Below are 15,981 nucleotides of genomic sequence, written 5' to 3' on the forward strand. Positions count from 1 at the left end.
GGACTGTCCGGCGAGGTTCGCAGCACCGGCTTGCGCGCCGATAAAGGCCGCCGGAGCCGGTTCGTCCGCTCCCGGCGTCCGGATACGGCGACGGGCCCGCAGCTCTGGGGGGAGAGGCTGCGGGCCCGGGTTCGCGGGCCGGTTCAGCGCAGGCGGCCGTCCGGCGTGCGCAGGCCCTGGCCCAGCGCGCGGGTGAGGGCGATGGTGGTCAGCCAGGACATGCCGAAGGTGAAGGGGGCGGCGATGTCGTCCGGGCTGTCCCCCAGGAACGAGAAGACCACCATGATCGCGAAGGGGATCAGCGGCCGGTTCAGCAGGTTGTACAGGGGCACGGCCCGGGGCGCGAGCCGGCCCGGCGCGTGGCGCTGCCCGAGGCCGGCCAGCCGGGGCAGCTCGGGCAGGACCAGGCCGAGGACGGCGGCCGGGTACACCCAGCCGGCGTGCTTGACCGCCTCGAAGACGTCCCAGGCCAGCAGCAGGATCCCCACGACTCCCCAGACCACGCGCACCACGGTGGAGGTGGAGCTCCTCGTGGCGCCGTCGGGTTCGGTCGTCACCATGCTTCTCTCCTCGTGTGGAGACGGACGGACGGCGGGGGCACGGACAGCGGACCGGTCCGGCGGTGCAGTGTCCCGCGGCGCGCTGAAGTCCCACTGAAGTCGCAGGTCAGCGACGCGAGTTGCGGTCAGGTCGCGCTGGTCGTGCCCCCGCTGCCGGAGCGTTCCCATTCCGGTACGTCGACAATCTCCAGCACGGCACAGGTGCAGCTGAATCCCGAGCCGCCGCCGACGAACAGCACATGGTCGCCCAGGCTCAACTCGCCCTGTTCGACGAGGTGGTTGAAGCCGGCGATCTGGTCCCCGGCACCGAGGTGGCCGACCCGGCGGGCGAAGTCCCAGGTGGACCGCTCCACGGGCAGGCCGAGCAGCACCGGCACCTGCCACTCCAGCCGGCTGCGTCCGCTGGCCAGGGTCACCACCCGGGACACGTCCGCGAGTTCGATGCCGGCGTCGTCCAGCGCGGTGCCGACGACGTTCCTCATCACCGCGCCGACCCGTTCGGTGGCCTCCCGGACGCTGCCGTGGGCGCGCATGAAGTGTCCCACCCGGCCCAGCAGGTCCAGGGGTTCCCCGGACGGCAGGGGCCGCAGCCCGGCCCCGCGGACGACCGCCTCCAGGGAGTTGTCCGATCCGCTCGCGGTGGACAGCAGCCGGGCGAAGCCGCCGGCGGCGGACAGCAGCAGGGCGGTGCCGCCGTCGCCGTAGACGAAGCCGGGCTCGCTGCTCCACCTCTTCACCAGCGGGGCGCCGAACCGGTCGGCGGTGGTGACCATCGCGGCTCCGGTGCCCGGCTGGGCGGCGACCTGGCGGGCCGCGACCTCCAGGGCGCCGAGTCCGCCGTTGCACTCCTGCTCGAAGCCGAACGCGGTCGCGTCCCGGCCGAGGGCGTGACCGGCGACGTAGGAGGCCGCCGGCCACATCTCGACGCCCTGGAACCAGATGCCGCTGTGGATCAGCAGGTTCACCCGGGACGCGTCGAGACCGGACCGCTTGAGCGCGGTCGTCGCCGCGTGGACCGCCATGTCCGGAGGGGCCATGGACTCCTCGGCGACGGAGACCGACACGATCTCGTCGGCCGCGTGCTGCTCCGCGTCGTACGCGCCGGACTCCACGGCCGACCGGGCGGACTCGGGCTCGCCGAGCCACGCCCCCGTCCCGGCCACGTACACGCCTTCCCACCGCATGGTGGCTCCTCTCGTCCTGTGTCGTCGGGATGTCCTGGCCGGCGGCCGGCCCGCTCAGGCCGGTCCGACGGAGCTGTCGCGCAGGGCGGACACCACACGCCACAGCGCGGCCGGGGTGGCGAAGGTGTCGGCGACCAGCTCCGAGTCGGGTACGGCGATTCCGTAGGTCTGCTCGACCCGGACCAGGGTCTCCACCATGGCGAGCGAGTCCAGGCCCGCCGCCTTCAGGCTGCTGTCGGGCCGCAGCGGCCCCTGGGAGGCGAGCCTGGGCAGCAGTTCGAGCAGGAGTTCCTCGTACGCCTTGTCCCAGGGCGGCGCTGCCGCGTCGGTCGCGGGGACGGCGGCAATGGTGTCGGTCATGGCGGCGGATTCCTCCGTACGGGATGCGGTGAGGGGCTCGGCGTCGTGGCGGCCGAGGGCCAGACGCGTGGCGGAGACGACCTCGTGGCCGTCGACGACGATCTCGGCGGGTGCCGGATGGCCGAGGAAGCCGAGGAGGCTCGCGGACAGTCCGTAGGCGCCGACGTTGGGGAAGGCCAGCAGGTCCCCCGGGCGCAGTCCGGGCAGTTCGGCGGCCCGGGCCAGGATGTCGGCGGGGGTGCACAGCGGGCCGGCGAGGGTGACGGCGGCCGGCCGGGGGCCGTCCGCGGGGGCTTCGTCCCGCAGGCCCCGGGTCTCCGGGTGGTCGTCGCCGGGGTCCGCCGGGTCGAGCGGCCGGGCGGACAGCGGGAGCAGCCGGCCCAGGCCGGACAGCCCGCCCAGGTGGTTGATGCCGGAGTCGAGCACCGCGTACGCGCTGCCCCGGCTGTGCTTCACGTCGGTGACAGTGGCCACCAACTGCCCGCTGTCGCCGACCAGGTAGCGGCCGGACTCGAAGGCGACCACCGGCTCGCCGTCCCGCCAGCCGGGCAGGTGCTCGTCCAGCACGGCCGTCAGTGCCGCCCGCAGACCGCGGTAGACGGGGCGCTCGCCGGGTGTGGCGTAGGGCGCGGCGAATCCTCCGCCCAGGTCCAGGAGGTGCAGCGGGATGCCGAGTTCGGTGCGCAGGCGGGCCGCGGTGCGCACGCTCTGCGCGAGTTCGGCGCACAGGCCGTCCTCGTCCCGGGCGTTGGTCAGCGGGAAGAAGTGCATCCCGACGATCCGGGTGCCCTCGGCGAGCAGCCGGGCCCGGTGCTCGGTCAGGTCGTCGAGGTCGAAGCCGAACTGCGAGGGGGCGCCGGTCATCCGCAGCCCCGCCTGGCCGGGCGCGCCGGCGGCGTTGATCCGCAGGACGCAGTCGGCCGTGACGCCCTGCGCGTGCGCGGCGGCGCCGATCCGCTCCAGGTCGCCGAAGGACTCGGCGGAGAAGGTGCGCATCCCCGCGGTGATCGCCTCGTCCAGTTCGGCACGCACCTTGCCGGGGCCGGAGTACATCAGCTCGCCGGCGGGGTGGCCGGCCTGGAGCGCCGCGGCGAGTTCGCCGCGCGAGGTGACCTCGGCGCGGGCGCCGCCCCGGCGGAGTTCGGCCACGAGGGCCGGGTGCGGGTTGGCCTTGAGGGAGTAGTAGACGCGGCTCGGCTGCGGCAGGGCGGCGCGCAGGTCCGCCAGCGCGGTCCGTACCCGGTCCAGGTCGTAGACGTAGAGCGGGCTGCCGTACCGCTCGGCGAGGCGGCGGACGGCCGGGGCGGCGGGGCCGGTCTGCCCGGCCACGTCCCTGTCAGTGCTCATCGGTGCCCTCCACGAGGCGGCGGCGCAGTTCCTTGCGGTCGGTCTTGCCGTTGGGGGTGAGCGGAAGCGCGGGCAGCACGTGGCAGACGTCCGGGACCTTGGCGGCCTCCAGGCGGTCGCCGAGCCGGGCCAGCACCTGCTCGCCGGTGAGTGCGGGCGTCTCGCCGACGACGAACAGGACCATGTCGCGGTCCTCCTCCGGGACCAGCAGCGCCGCCTCGCGCACGTCGTCGATGTCCAGTACGGCGGACTCGATCTCGACGGAGCTCATGCGCGAGCCCCGGCGCTTGAACAGGTCGTCGCGGCGGCCCTGGAAGTAGACGTGGCCGTCGTCGTCGAGCCGTCCGTAGTCGCCGGTGTGCAGGGTGACCGGGCCGCCGTCCGCGGGGCGCCGGAAGCGCAGCGCGGTCGGTTCCGGGGCCCGCCAGTAGCCGGCCATCACGTGCGGGCCGCGGACCACGATCTCGCCGGTCTCCCCCGGTGCCAGGGGCCGTCCCTCGTCGTCGACGACGAGCACCTCGGTGCCGGGCAGCGCGGGCCCGACCGAGCCGGGGCGGGCCAGGTCGCCGTCGGGCTCCAGGATGGTGATCCGCTTGCACTCGGTGGTGCCGTACATGGGCACCACGGCGGCGCCGCGGAAGGTCTCCCGGAGCGAGGCGATGAGCGGGGCGTTGAGCGTGGCGCCGGTGTTGGTGAACATGCGGATGCGGGTGGGCCGGGTGTCGCGGGAGGCGAGGCGGACCAGGAGTTCGCCGAGGGAGGGGACCAGCGGTACGACCGTGGCGCCGTGGTCACGGGCGAAGCCCAGGACGCGGGCGTGGTCGGCGGGGCCGGACAGCAGCAGCTCGGCGCCGGCGAGGGCGCAGAGCAGGATCTGGTAGAGGCCGTAGTCGAAGGAGAGCGGGACGGCGGTGAGCACGACGTCGTCCGGGCGGTAGCCGAGCCGGGCCTCGATGGCGCGGGCGGCGAACGCGACGGGGCCGTGCGGACAGGCCACCGCCTTGGGCGCCGAGGTGCTGCCCGAGGTGTAGATGAGCAGGGCGAGCCGGTCGGCGGGGACCTCCCGTTCGGTGCGGGCGGCCGGGTCGGCGGGTCCGGACAGGTCGAGCTCCGCGGCGACGGCGACGGGTGTGCCGGCGGGCCAGGTCAGGCCCTCGGCGCCGGTGCGCTCCGCGGCGTCCACGACGATCAGGGAGGGTTCGGAGTCGGCGAGCACGGCCTTGAGGTGGAACGCCTTCATGCCGGGGTTGATCGGCACCAGGACGGCGCCGCGGCGCCAGGTTCCGTACAGCAGGGCGGTGAACTCGCGGGCGCTGTCGACGCGGGCCAGCACCCGGTCGCCGGGCCGGATCCCGTGGCCGTCCAGGACGCGGGCGAAGGAGTCGGCGGCGGCGTCGAGCTGTGCGTAGGTCCAGGCGCCCTCGCGGTCGCGCACGGCCGGTGCGCCGGGGCTCCGGTCGACGGCGGCCGTGAGGAAGACCTCGGCCGCGTTGGCCACCCGGGGGGCGGCCGAAGTGCCGACGGCGTCGTCTATCAGGGCGGTGGCGGGGGCGGATCCGAGTGCGGTCGCGGTCATGGCTGCATCTCCGGTTTCTGCGCATCCTGCGGTTCGGCGGCCGGAATCGTCCGGCCCGGTGGGCGGAGGTCCCCCGGCACGGCACGACCGGTGTCTCCGGCCGGTGCCGGAGGCCGGCCGCCGGTCCGGGGCACGGACGCCGTGCCGCGGTCGCCGTGGCCTTCGTGCGGCGCCGCCGGGGGGCGCCGGCTCCGAGCCGGGGCGGAGGCCTGCCCGGGGGTCGGGGATGCCGTCCGCACCGCGTGGACGCTCTCCCGGCGCATGGTCCTCCCCTCGTCGGCGGGCTCACCCGTGAACGGGCTCGTGTCCTGCGGAAAGCGTCGGGGGTGCTGCTTTGGCACGGCTAAAAAGGCAGTTGGCGCGTGCCGTTCCCGAAGCGGGCGCGAAAGGTGCGGTCCCGGCGCCGTCACGCCGTGCCCGCTGTCGCCGTTTCCGGCCGGGGGGCGGTCCCGGCCGGTACGGCGGGGGGTGCCGGGGTCAGCGAGCGGGCGGCGAGGAGGACGCCCAGGGTCAGCAGCAGCGGTACGCACATGGCGGCACGGTAGGAGACGGCCGCGCCGACCGCGCCGACCAGGGGCGGACCGACCAGGAACCCGACGTAGTTGAAGAGGTTGATGCGGGCCACGGCGGTGTCCGCCGCGCCCGGCAGGCGCTGCGCGGCGGCCGTGAACACCTGGGGGACGATCACCGAGAGCCCCGCGCCGAGCACGGCGAAGCCCGCGACGGCGGCCCAGGGCCCCGGTGCGGCGGCGACCGCGGCGAAGCCGACGGTGCTGAGCAGGGCGCCGGCGCGCACCACGGCGGTCGCGCCCCAGCGCCGCACCCAGCGGTCGCCGAGTCCGCGGCCCAGCAGGGTGGTGGCCATGTAGAGGGCGTACGGGACCGTGGCCATCGCCTCGGAGCTGTGCAGCGTGTCCTCGAGGAACTTGGCGCTCCAGTTGCTGGAGGTGGAGTCGGCGACGAAGGCCGCGCCCATGATCAGGCAGAGCGGCAGCAGCGGCCGCCACGGGACGGCGGCGGGGCGGGCCGCCCCGCCGCCGTCACCGGCCCTGTCCGCCGGTCCGTCGGCGACAGCCGTGAGCCGGGGGCCTGCCGTCGCCGCGATCGCCAGCAGCGGTACGGCGGCGCCCGCGAAGAGGGCGAACAGGGACAGGTGCCAGCGGGCGCCGGCGCCGGCCAGCAGGGCGCCGAGGATGCCGCCCAGGCTCATCGCGCCGTGGAAGCCCAGCATGACGCTGCGGCCGTAGTGGCGCTGCACCGCCACCCCGGTCATGTTGACGCTCGCCTCCAGCGCGCCCACCAGCAGGCCGAAGACGGCCAGGCAGAGCGCGAGTTGCCACCAGGTGTCGCCCGCGCCGATGCCCGCGGGCAGCAGGCAGACCGCCGGCTGGAGCACGCGGACGACGGTGGGGGCGGGCACCCGGCGTACCAGCCGTGCGGCGGTGACGCTGCCCGCGCCGGCCAGGACCGGCACGGCGGCGAGGAAGAGCGGGAGGGTGGTGTCACTGAGGCCGTAGCGGTCCTGGACGGCCGGGATGCGGGTGACCAGCAGGGCGAAGACCGCGCCGTGGACGAGGAACACCGCCAGCAGTGCGAGGCGGGCCTGCCGCAGCCGTACCGATGTCTCCATGGCACCCCTTCCGGTGACCGCCGTCGCCCGGGCCGGGCGCGGCTCCGGCGCGACCGTAGGAGCGGGCCCTGAAGTGCCGCTTGCGCGGGGACCCGCGGGGCCGCCGGTGTGAACGGGGCGGCACGGTTGGCCGGAACTGGGCCGTCCGGTCAGCTCATCAGCTCCGGAAGTCCAGGTCCCGCAGCTGCTCGTCCAGGGCCCGTTCGGCCGGGGTGAGGGGTAGGTCGGGGCGGAGGCGCTCCAGCAGGTGGGGCGGTGTCGGGCGGGGCGGCTCGCCCGGGAGGTACAGCCACATCTGGCCGTACGCGACCAGACACCGGTACGCCTGGCCCACGGCGCGGGCGGCGTAGTGCGCCAGGAGGCGGATCATCTGGGGCTTCCTCTCGACCCGGGCGGGCAGGGCCCTCGATGTTCCCGGACGGAGCTAAAACGGCCCTTGGGCCGGGGCCCGTTGGCGTGAAAAGTTCACCCTCGACAGATGACGGCAGCACTGTCTGTGAGGTCACCGCCCTCGCCAGAATCTTCGCCACAAGGACAGTCGTTCGAAACACCCTAAGTCAGCGGAATCCCAACGGGGAAAGGTTGTCCCATGGTCAACGCAGTTCCGTCCGGCGTCCACCGTCGCACCGACGACACGGCTCAGTCCGCCCGTTCCCTGGTGATCGAGGATCTCGACTCCCTCGGCCAGAACGATGCCGTGCTGTTCAGCATCTGCATCATCGCGTTCCCGGCCGCCGAGGCGAGCGGGCAGTTCGGGGCATGACCGACCCGGGGGGGCACGAGGCCGGGACGACACTCCCGGACGAAAGCGTTCTGGTGGGCTTCAAGCGCCATCTGAGCCCGGTCGTGGTTCCCGGTGAAGCCACCTACCTGGTGTCCCGCCGCGGGGTCACCGCGCTGCGCGGCCCGCACGCCGAGGTGCTCGCGCCGCTGCTCGACGGGACGCGGAGCGTGCGCTCGGTGCTGCGGGAGGCGTCCTCGGCGCTGACCGCGGAGGAGGCCGGCTCCTCCCTCGGCGAATTGGCCCGCTCGGGTCTGCTCGGCTTCCGCCCGGCGGAGGCCGACGACCGCGGTCCCGTCCGGCAGGCCGACCCGATGGCCGAGGCCTACTGGGACCTGATGGGCCTGGACGGCTGCCGGGCCACGGCCGAACTGGCGGGCGCGGCGGTCTCCCTGGAGGTGCTGCCGACGGTCGACGCGGCGCCGGTCCTGGCGGCGTGCAGGGAGTCGGGGGTCGCCGTGGCGGCCCCCGGCTCGTCCGGCGCCCTCTCCCTCGTCCTGTGCGACGACTACCTGTCGCCGGAACTGGCGGAGGTGGACACCCGGCACCGGGCGAGCGGAACGCCGTGGCTGCTCGCCAAGGTCTGCGGTGTCGACCCGTGGATCGGGCCCTTCTTCCGGCCGGGCCACGGCCCGTGCTGGACCTGCCTCGCCCACCGGCTGCGCGGGCACCGCCGCTCCGAGTGGCCGGTGCAGCGCGCTCTCGGGCTGACCGGGCCGCCGGAGCGGCCGGCCGCGTCGGTCGCGGCGGGCCGGGCCCTCGGTGTGCACATGGCGGTGCTGGAGGCGGCCAAGTGGCTGGCCGGGATGCGGTATCCGTCGCAGGACCTCGTGCACACCCTGGACACCATGCTGCTGCGGGCGGCCTGCCATCCGGTGCGCCGGCGCCCCCAGTGCCCGGTGTGCGGTGATCCGCAGGCGGTGGCGAAGCGGGTCCGCGCGCCGTTCGTACCGGTGTCCCGGCCGAAGGCCGCGCACCACGGCAACAGCCACCGGTCCGCGTCGCCCGGGGAGATGCTGGACCGGTACGGCCATCTCGTCGGCCCGGTGACCGGGATCGTCAAGGAGATCCGCCGTGCCCCGCGCACGCCCGACTTCGTCGACACCTATCTGTCCGGGCACAACCTCGCCTTCAACCCGCACAGCGCGGCCGGACTGCGCGCCGGGCTGCGGGCGTTGAGCGGCGGCAAGGGCCTGGACGCCACGGAGGCCCGGGTCAGCGCGCTGGGCGAGGCGGTGGAACGGTACAGCGGCACCCGGCAGGGCGACGAGCCCGTCGTACGGGACACCTACCGGGCGCTCGGCGCGGACGCCGTGCACCCGAACGCCTGCCAGCTGTACCACGAGCGGCAGTTGCGGGACCGCGACCTCTGGAACGCCCGCGGCTCGCACTTCCAGCACGTGCCGCGGCCGTTCGACGAGGGCCGGCCCACCGACTGGACGCCGGTGTGGTCGCTGACCGCCGGGCGGCACCGGCTGCTGCCGACCTCGATGCTCTACTTCTCCGACGGCGGCGGTTCCGCGGACGGGCTGCACGCCGATTCCAACGGCAACGCGGCGGGCAGCAGCCCGGAGGACGCCCTGGTGCAGGGTTTCCTGGAGCTGGTGGAGCGGGACGCGGTGGCCCTGTGGTGGTACAACCGCACCCGTCAGCCCGGCGTGGACCTGGACGCGTTCGCCGCCCCCGAGACCGACCGGATCCGCGAGGGGTGCCTGCGGCTGGGCCGGGAGCTGTGGGTGCTCGACCTGACCTCGGACTTCGGCGTCCCGGTACTGGCGGCGGTGTCCCGGCGGACCGGCCGGCCGGCCGAGGACGTGATCTTCGGCTTCGGTGCCCACTTCGATCCGCGGGTGGCCCTGCGCCGGGCGCTGACCGAGATGGGGCAGATGCTGCCCGCGGTGACGCCACGGCGGCCGGACGCCCCGGGCTACGGCATCGACGATCCCGACGCGGTCCACTGGTGGCGCACCGCGACGACCGCCAATCAGCCCTACCTGCTGCCGGATCCGTCCGTCGCCGCACGCGGTCCGCGGTCGTGGCCGGCCGCTCTGCGCCCGGATCTGCTGGACGACGTGACCGCCATCGGTGAACTGGTCCGGGACCGCGGCATGGAACTGCTCGTCCTCGACCAGACGCGCCCCGATCTGGAACTGCCGGTGGTCAAGGTGATCGTGCCCGGGATGCGGCACTTCTGGGCCAGACTGGCCCCGGGCCGGCTGTACGACGTACCCGTGGCGCTGGGGCGGCTGCGGGAGCGAAGACGGTACGAACAGCTCAACCCGGTACCCATGTTCGTCTAAATCTCCAGCTATCAATACAAGTCACACACGGTCTTCACGTAGGTCCCATACGATCCGAAACGAACTCCGCCCCTTGCTGCGAAAGAGGAGTCCGTGAAGGCCAGTGCACCTCGCGAGCCGCGTGCAGGTCTCGTCCGCCCTCCGGCCGGCGCCGGAGACACGGACACGCGCATCAACCAGGCTCTCCCCGGGCCCCGTCTGGCCCGGGTCATCCTGCGGGTGGCACTGCTCAGTTACCTCTTCATCACCGCGCTGAACGTCATCAGCACCGGTCTGTCGCCGGCCGCGGACGTCGGCGCGATCCTGGCGCTCGTCGCCGTCTTCCTCATCCAGCTGCGGCACTCGGCGCCGGGGGCCGGACGGCGCCCCGGACGCGAGCGGTTCCTGACGCTGGGCGCGCAGATGCTGCTCACCTACCTGCCGATCCTCGTCTACCACGCCCAGTGGGGCGCGCTGGGCGGCTTCCTCTCCGGGTCCCTGCTGCTCCTGCTGCCGCCGCGGCCCGCATGGTGTCTGTACGCGGCCGTCGGGCTCAGCATGTTCCTGCCCCCGCTGCTGGACGGCCGGGGCATCGTCGACGCGGTCTACTTGTGCCAGTCGACGCTGCTGACGGGCCTCATCGTGTACGGCCTGACGCACCTGGCCGAGGTCATCCAGGAAGTGCACGACGCGCACGGGGAGTTGGCGCGCCTCGCGGTGGTCAGGGAACGGCTGCGGTTCGCCCGGGACCTGCACGACCTGCTCGGCTTCAGCCTGTCGGCGATCACCCTCAAGAGCGAGCTGGTGCACCGGCTCATACCCCTGCACCCCGAGCGGGCGGTGCAGGAGGTCGGCGACATCCTGACCATCTCCCGCCAGTCGCTCGCGGATGTGCGCCGGGTCGCCAGCGGCTTCCGCAACATGTCGCTCGCCCAGGAGGTCACCTCCGCCGAGTCGGTCCTGAACGCCGCGGACGTGACCGTCGAGGTGGAGGTGTCGGTGCGGGATCTCGACCGGCGGGTGGAGAACGTGCTGGCGGCCGTGGTGCGGGAGGCGGTCACCAACGTGCTGCGGCACAGCAAGGCCGCCCACTGCACGATCCGGCTGGTGGCGGAGCCGGGGGCGGTCGTGCTGTCGGTGGTCAACGACGGCTCCTCTCCGGGCGGTCGCGTGCCCTCGGAGCACGGCGGCAACGGTCTGGAGAACCTGGCGCTGCGACTGCGGGAGATCGGCGGCAACCTCTCCTCCGGCGCCCTGCCGGGCGGCACGTTCCGGGTCCGGGCGGTCGCGCCGGCCTCACTCCCGGCACCGGCCGGTGCCGAGAGACCGACCGGTGCCGTGCCGGACACCACCTAGTCCCGGACGCCCCGGTCAAGGGCCACCGGCGGCCGCCAACCGGAGGAGCCTCTGCCAGATGCGGGATCCCCCCGACGGGACTCTCCCCCCGGGAACCGAAGTTGGTACAGTCGCCGCGTCCGGGACGTGGGAAGGCGACAACTCGGTGCGGGGGAACGGGGGTTCGGTGATTCGCGTACTGCTGGCCGAGGACATGAACATGGTGCGCGGTGCCCTGACAGCACTGCTCGACCTGGAGCATGACATCGAGGTCGTCTGCGGGGTCGAGAACGGCAACGACATCGTGCCGGCGACGCTGCGGCACAAACCCGACGTGGCGGTCATCGACATCGACCTGCCGGGCATCGACGGGCTGACCGCGGCCGCCCGGCTGCGGGACCGGGTGCCCGAGTGCCGGGTGCTGATCCTCACCAGCATCGGACGTCCGGGGACCCTGCTGCGGGCCATCTCCGCACAGGTGGGCGGCTACATCCTCAAGGACGCGCCGCCGAACGAACTTGCCTTCGCGGTACGGCAGGTGGCCGCCGGCCGGCGGGTGGTGGACCCGCAACTCGCCCTCGCCGCCTGGGGCGGGCAGGAGAGCCCGCTCACGGAACGCGAGACCGAGGTGCTGCGGCTGGCGTCCAAGGGAGCGGAGCCCGCGGAGATCGCCGCCGAACTGCACCTGTCCACCGGGACGGTACGCAACTACCTGACCACCATCACCACGAAGCTCAACGCGCGTAACCGCGTGGACGCCGTGCTGATCGCCCAGGAGTCCGGCTGGCTGCTGTGAGCGCCGGCCGGGGCCCGCGGGGGTGAACCCTCAGGCGCGCGGCACCGGTTCGCCGCAGTCCTCGGTCATGCCGGCGGCCGCCAGATAGCTCAGCACGGCCTGGGTCACCTCGGGCGGCAGCGGCAGCACGGAGGAGGCGTCGGACGGGGTGGCCGGCCAGGCCAGCAGCCCGACCACCCAGACGGCCTCCGGCCGGTGCAGCTGGACCCGGTGCGGGGACGTGGCGCAGGCCAGCGCAAACCCGGCCTTCTCCAGGGTCAGCGACACATCGCCGATCAGCCGGATCAGCCGCCGCGCGGACAGGGCCACGGGGGCGAACGGCGCGTCCTTGCTGGTGGAGACGACGGACAACAGGGGCCCCCGCAGGTCCTCCCAGCTCAGGGTGCGCACGATCAGATGCGAGAGCCGGTCCAGCACCGGCAGCAGCACCAGGCAGGCGCCCTGCCTGGCGTCCTCCGCGGCGGCGGACGCGCGGGGCAGGACGTTGGCGAGCAGGACGGGGCCGAGTTCCATGCGCCGCAGGGCCTCCCGCACCAGCGGATCGGGACGGCTGATGCGCTCCGTCCCGAACCGGCTGCGCAGCACCAGGCCCTGGTCCGTGGCGTCCTCCTCGACGACCACGTCCTCGTGCAGCGACCAGAGATGGACTGCGCGGCTGCCGACCACCCGCGACATGGGGACCCCTTTCTTCCGTGCCGATTGTGACGGCCCGCACCGCTCGCCGGACAGCCACGCCGTCACCCCGATCACGTGAAGTTCTCACGTACGCGGCGGGGCTTTGGCGGGTCGCAAGGACGGCTTCCTACGGTGCGAGCCGGACATCCGACGAGGAGAGGGACAGCTGGTGACCGTTGACACAGCAGCCACCCGGTCCAGTACGGTCCGCCGGCTGGACCGGGTGGTCATCCGGTTCGCCGGGGACTCGGGTGACGGTATGCAGCTCACGGGCGACCGTTTCACCTCGGAGACGGCGTCCTTCGGGAACGACCTCTCCACCCTGCCGAACTTCCCGGCCGAGATCCGTGCCCCCGCGGGGACGCTGCCGGGCGTCTCCTCGTTCCAGCTCCACTTCGCCGACCACGACATCCTGACCCCGGGTGACGCGCCGAACGTGCTGGTCGCGATGAACCCGGCCGCCCTGAAGGCGAACATCGGCGATCTGCCGCGCGGCGCCGAGATCATCGTCGACAGCGACGAGTTCACCAAGCGGGCCCTGCAGAAAGTGGGGTACGCCGGCTCACCGCTGGAGGACGGCTCGCTCGACGCGTACCAGCTCCACCCGGTCCCCCTGACGACTCTGACGGTGGAGGCGCTGAAGGACTTCGGTCTGTCCCGCAAGGAGGCCGAGCGCAGCAAGAACATGTTCGCGCTGGGCCTGCTGTCGTGGATGTACCACCGGCCCACCGAGGGCACCGAGAAGTTCCTGAAGTCGAAGTTCGCGAAGAAGCCGGACATCGCCGAGGCGAACATCGCCGCGTTCCGGGCGGGCTGGAACTTCGGCGAGACCACCGAGGACTTCGCGGTCTCCTACGAGGTCGCCCCGGCCACCCGGGCGTTCCCGACGGGCACGTACCGGAACATCTCCGGGAACCTGGCCCTGGCCTACGGTCTGGTCGCCGCCTCCCGGCAGGCGGACCTGCCGCTGTTCCTGGGTTCGTACCCGATCACGCCGGCCTCGGACATCCTGCACGAGCTGTCCAAGCACAAGAACTTCGGCGTGCGGACCTTCCAGGCGGAGGACGAGATCGCGGCGATCGGCGCGGCGCTCGGCGCGGCGTTCGGCGGTTCCCTCGCGGTGACGACGACGTCCGGTCCCGGTGTGGCGCTGAAGTCGGAGACGATCGGCTTGGCCGTCTCCCTGGAGCTGCCGCTGCTGGTCGTGGACATCCAGCGCGGCGGTCCCTCGACGGGTCTGCCGACCAAGACCGAGCAGGCGGACCTGCTGCAGGCGATGTTCGGCCGCAACGGCGAGGCCCCGGTGCCGATCGTGGCGCCGAAGACCCCCGCGGACTGCTTCGACGCGGCGCTGGAGGCGGCCCGGATCGCGCTGACGTACCGAACGCCGGTGATGCTGCTGTCCGACGGGTACCTGGCCAACGGCTCCGAGCCGTGGCGGATCCCGGACCTGGAGGAGCTGCCGGACTTGCGGGTGCAGTTCGCGTCCGGTCCGAACCACACGCTGGAGGACGGCACGGAGGTCTTCTGGCCGTACAAGCGGGATCCGCAGACCCTCGCCAGACCGTGGGCGGTCCCGGGCACGCCGGGGCTGGAGCACCGCATCGGCGGCATCGAGAAGCAGGACGGCACGGGCAACATCTCCTACGACCCCGCCAACCACGACTTCATGGTCCGCACCCGCCAGGCCAAGATCGACGGCATCGAGGTCCCGGACCTGGAGGTCGACGACCCGCACCAGGCCACCACCCTGGTACTGGGCTGGGGGTCCACCTACGGGCCGATCACGGCTGCGGTACGGCGGCTGCGGGCGGCCGGCGAGCCCATCGCCCAGGCGCACCTGCGCCACCTCAACCCCTTCCCCGGGAACCTCGGCACGATCCTGCGCTCCTACGACCGGGTGGTCGTACCGGAGCTGAACCTCGGGCAGCTCGCGCGGCTGCTCCGGGCCGGGTTCCTGGTCGACGCGGAATCCCTCACCCAGGTCAACGGCATGCCGTTCAAGGCGGAACAGCTCGCGCAGGCTCTCAAGGAGGCCGTCCATGCCCACTGAGGCGCTGTCCCTGGTGCCGAAGAGCGAAGTCGCCCTCGGCCCTCGGGACTTCAAGTCGGATCAGGAGGTGCGCTGGTGCCCGGGCTGCGGTGACTACGCGATCCTCGCCGCCGTGCAGGGCTTCATGCCCGAGCTGGGCCTGGCCAGGGAGAACATCGTCTTCGTCTCCGGCATCGGCTGCTCGTCCCGCTTCCCGTACTACATGAACACCTACGGGATGCACTCCATCCACGGCCGCGCCCCCGCCATCGCGACCGGCCTCGCGTCGTCCCGGCAGGACCTGAGCGTATGGGTGGTCACCGGCGACGGCGACGCACTGTCGATCGGCGGCAACCACCTGATCCACGCGCTGCGGCGCAACGTCAACCTGAAGATCCTGCTGTTCAACAACCGGATCTACGGGCTCACCAAGGGCCAGTACTCCCCCACCTCCGAGGTCGGCAAGATCACCAAGTCGACGCCGATGGGGTCGCTGGACGCCCCGTTCAACCCGGTGTCCCTCGCGATCGGCGCGGAGGCGTCGTTCGTGGCGCGCACCATCGACTCCGACCGCAAGCACCTCACCGAGGTGTTGCGTGCCGCCGCCGGCCACCCGGGCACCGCGCTGATCGAGATCTACCAGAACTGCAACATCTTCAACGACGGCGCCTTCGACGCCCTGAAGGACAAGCAGCAGGCCGAGGAGGCGCTGATCCGGCTCGAGCACGGGCAGCCGATCCGTTTCGGCGCCGACGGCTCCCGCGGGGTCGTACGGGACCAGCGGACCGGTGACCTGAAGGTCGTCACGGTGACCGCGCAGAACGAGGCGGACGTCCTCGTGCACGACGCCCACTCCGCGTCCCCCACCACCGCCTTCGCGCTGTCCCGGCTCGCCGACCCGGACACCCTGCACCACACCCCGATCGGCGTCTTCCGCTCGGTGGAGCGTCCGGTCTACGACACGGCGATGGCCGACCAGCTCGACACCGCCATCGAACAGAAGGGCAAGGGCGACCTGGCCGCCCTGCTGCACGGCAACGACACCTGGACCGTGGAGAGTTCCTCATGACGTACGTGATCGCCCAGCCCTGTGTCGACCTCAAGGACAAGGCCTGCATCGACGAGTGCCCGGTGGACTGCATCTACGAGGGCCCGCGCAAGATGTACATCCAGCCGGACGAATGCGTCGACTGCGGCGCGTGCGAGCCGGTGTGCCCGGTCGAGGCCATCTTCTACGAGGACGCGCTGCCCACCGAGTGGGCCGGCTACCGCCGGGCCGACCAGGAGGTCTTCGCCCCGGTCGGTTCGCCCGCCGGGGCGAGCGCCGCGGGACCGCTGCCCGCCGACCACCCCCTCGTGGCCGCGGAGCCGGTCCGGGAACCGGGCTGACCGGCCCGGGGAAAGCGGACTCCAGGGGTCCTTCCCT

Annotated in this window: 14 protein-coding genes; 7 read left to right on the forward strand and 7 right to left on the reverse strand. The window is 73.0% G+C overall.

Annotated features, from left to right (window positions below; translation table 11 throughout):
• Positions 1-143: 143 nt before the first annotated feature.
• From BLW57_RS08780 to BLW57_RS08805, 6 genes are all read right to left on the reverse strand, one after another.
• The gene (locus tag BLW57_RS08780; protein WP_093473427.1) at positions 144-560 is read right to left on the reverse strand and encodes a hypothetical protein; all 417 of its coding nucleotides are present in this window, start codon (positions 558-560) and stop codon (positions 144-146) included.
• A 125-nt stretch (positions 561-685) separates the two neighbouring features.
• A complete protein-coding gene (locus BLW57_RS08785) occupies positions 686-1,744 on the reverse strand; it encodes a ketoacyl-ACP synthase III family protein (protein ID WP_093473429.1) in 1,059 nt (352 codons plus the stop codon).
• A gap of 54 nt (positions 1,745-1,798) precedes the next feature.
• A complete protein-coding gene (locus BLW57_RS08790; protein WP_093473431.1) occupies positions 1,799-3,451 on the reverse strand; it encodes a phosphopantetheine-binding protein in 1,653 nt (550 codons plus the stop codon).
• Positions 3,441-5,027, reverse strand: coding sequence for a class I adenylate-forming enzyme family protein (locus BLW57_RS08795; protein ID WP_093473433.1), 1,587 nt, complete (start codon positions 5,025-5,027; stop codon positions 3,441-3,443). The genes BLW57_RS08790 and BLW57_RS08795 overlap by 11 nt, the downstream gene beginning before the upstream one ends.
• A 406-nt stretch (positions 5,028-5,433) precedes the next feature.
• Positions 5,434-6,657, reverse strand: coding sequence for an MFS transporter (locus tag BLW57_RS08800; protein WP_093473435.1), 1,224 nt, complete (start codon positions 6,655-6,657; stop codon positions 5,434-5,436).
• Positions 6,658-6,814: 157 nt separating this feature from the next.
• The gene (locus BLW57_RS08805) at positions 6,815-7,027 is read right to left on the reverse strand and encodes a DUF6059 family protein (protein WP_093473437.1); all 213 of its coding nucleotides are present in this window, start codon (positions 7,025-7,027) and stop codon (positions 6,815-6,817) included.
• A gap of 219 nt (positions 7,028-7,246) precedes the next feature.
• Here BLW57_RS08805 and BLW57_RS41320 point away from each other — a divergent pair, with 219 nt between their 5' ends.
• From BLW57_RS41320 to BLW57_RS08820, 4 genes are all read left to right on the forward strand, one after another.
• Positions 7,247-7,420, forward strand: coding sequence for a hypothetical protein (locus tag BLW57_RS41320; protein ID WP_176985518.1), 174 nt, complete (start codon positions 7,247-7,249; stop codon positions 7,418-7,420).
• On the forward strand, positions 7,417-9,738 hold the full coding sequence (locus tag BLW57_RS08810) for a TOMM precursor leader peptide-binding protein (RefSeq protein WP_093473438.1): 2,322 nt from the start codon (positions 7,417-7,419) through the stop codon (positions 9,736-9,738). The genes BLW57_RS41320 and BLW57_RS08810 overlap by 4 nt, the downstream gene beginning before the upstream one ends.
• A gap of 93 nt (positions 9,739-9,831) precedes the next feature.
• On the forward strand, positions 9,832-11,073 hold the full coding sequence (locus BLW57_RS08815; RefSeq protein ID WP_256339434.1) for a sensor histidine kinase: 1,242 nt from the start codon (positions 9,832-9,834) through the stop codon (positions 11,071-11,073).
• A 166-nt stretch (positions 11,074-11,239) separates the two neighbouring features.
• Positions 11,240-11,848: a response regulator transcription factor gene (locus BLW57_RS08820; protein ID WP_093698002.1), complete on the forward strand. Its 609-nt coding sequence runs from the start codon at positions 11,240-11,242 to the stop codon at positions 11,846-11,848.
• Between the two features lie 30 nt (positions 11,849-11,878).
• On the opposite strand, the gene BLW57_RS08825 is transcribed toward BLW57_RS08820, so the two are convergent.
• Complete coding sequence (locus tag BLW57_RS08825) at positions 11,879-12,523, reverse strand: hypothetical protein (protein ID WP_093473442.1); 645 nt, start codon at positions 12,521-12,523, stop codon at positions 11,879-11,881.
• 166 nt (positions 12,524-12,689) lie between these two features.
• Here BLW57_RS08825 and BLW57_RS08830 point away from each other — a divergent pair, with 166 nt between their 5' ends.
• From BLW57_RS08830 to fdxA, 3 genes are read left to right on the forward strand one after another with little or no spacing between them, the layout of a single operon-like run.
• Positions 12,690-14,576, forward strand: coding sequence for a 2-oxoacid:acceptor oxidoreductase subunit alpha (locus tag BLW57_RS08830; RefSeq protein ID WP_371127850.1), 1,887 nt, complete (start codon positions 12,690-12,692; stop codon positions 14,574-14,576).
• Entirely contained in the window at positions 14,566-15,624 is a 1,059-nt protein-coding gene (locus tag BLW57_RS08835) for a 2-oxoacid:ferredoxin oxidoreductase subunit beta (protein ID WP_093473444.1), read from the forward strand. Before BLW57_RS08830 ends, BLW57_RS08835 begins: the two co-directional genes overlap by 11 nt.
• Positions 15,621-15,944, forward strand: coding sequence for a ferredoxin (gene fdxA / locus BLW57_RS08840; RefSeq protein WP_093473446.1), 324 nt, complete (start codon positions 15,621-15,623; stop codon positions 15,942-15,944). The genes BLW57_RS08835 and fdxA overlap by 4 nt, the downstream gene beginning before the upstream one ends.
• Positions 15,945-15,981 lie beyond the last annotated feature (37 nt).

The organism is Streptomyces sp. 1222.5, from assembly GCF_900105245.1.
Classification (GTDB): Bacteria; Actinomycetota; Actinomycetes; order Streptomycetales; family Streptomycetaceae; genus Streptomyces; species Streptomyces albidocamelliae.

Excerpts from the sequence above, each read along its gene's own strand:
- BLW57_RS08780 (WP_093473427.1), bottom strand. The coding sequence starts at position 560 with ATGGTGACGACCGAACCCGACGGCGCCACGAGGAGCTCCACCTCCACC.
- BLW57_RS08785 (WP_093473429.1), bottom strand. The coding sequence starts at position 1,744 with ATGCGGTGGGAAGGCGTGTACGTGGCCGGGACGGGGGCGTGGCTCGGC.
- BLW57_RS08790 (WP_093473431.1), bottom strand. The coding sequence starts at position 3,451 with ATGAGCACTGACAGGGACGTGGCCGGGCAGACCGGCCCCGCCGCCCCG.
- BLW57_RS08795 (WP_093473433.1), bottom strand. The coding sequence starts at position 5,027 with ATGACCGCGACCGCACTCGGATCCGCCCCCGCCACCGCCCTGATAGAC.
- BLW57_RS08800 (WP_093473435.1), bottom strand. The coding sequence starts at position 6,657 with ATGGAGACATCGGTACGGCTGCGGCAGGCCCGCCTCGCACTGCTGGCG.
- BLW57_RS08805 (WP_093473437.1), bottom strand. The coding sequence starts at position 7,027 with ATGATCCGCCTCCTGGCGCACTACGCCGCCCGCGCCGTGGGCCAGGCG.
- BLW57_RS41320 (WP_176985518.1), top strand. The coding sequence starts at position 7,247 with ATGGTCAACGCAGTTCCGTCCGGCGTCCACCGTCGCACCGACGACACG.
- BLW57_RS08810 (WP_093473438.1), top strand. The coding sequence starts at position 7,417 with ATGACCGACCCGGGGGGGCACGAGGCCGGGACGACACTCCCGGACGAA.
- BLW57_RS08825 (WP_093473442.1), bottom strand. The coding sequence starts at position 12,523 with ATGTCGCGGGTGGTCGGCAGCCGCGCAGTCCATCTCTGGTCGCTGCAC.
- BLW57_RS08835 (WP_093473444.1), top strand. The coding sequence starts at position 14,566 with ATGCCCACTGAGGCGCTGTCCCTGGTGCCGAAGAGCGAAGTCGCCCTC.
- fdxA (WP_093473446.1), top strand. The coding sequence starts at position 15,621 with ATGACGTACGTGATCGCCCAGCCCTGTGTCGACCTCAAGGACAAGGCC.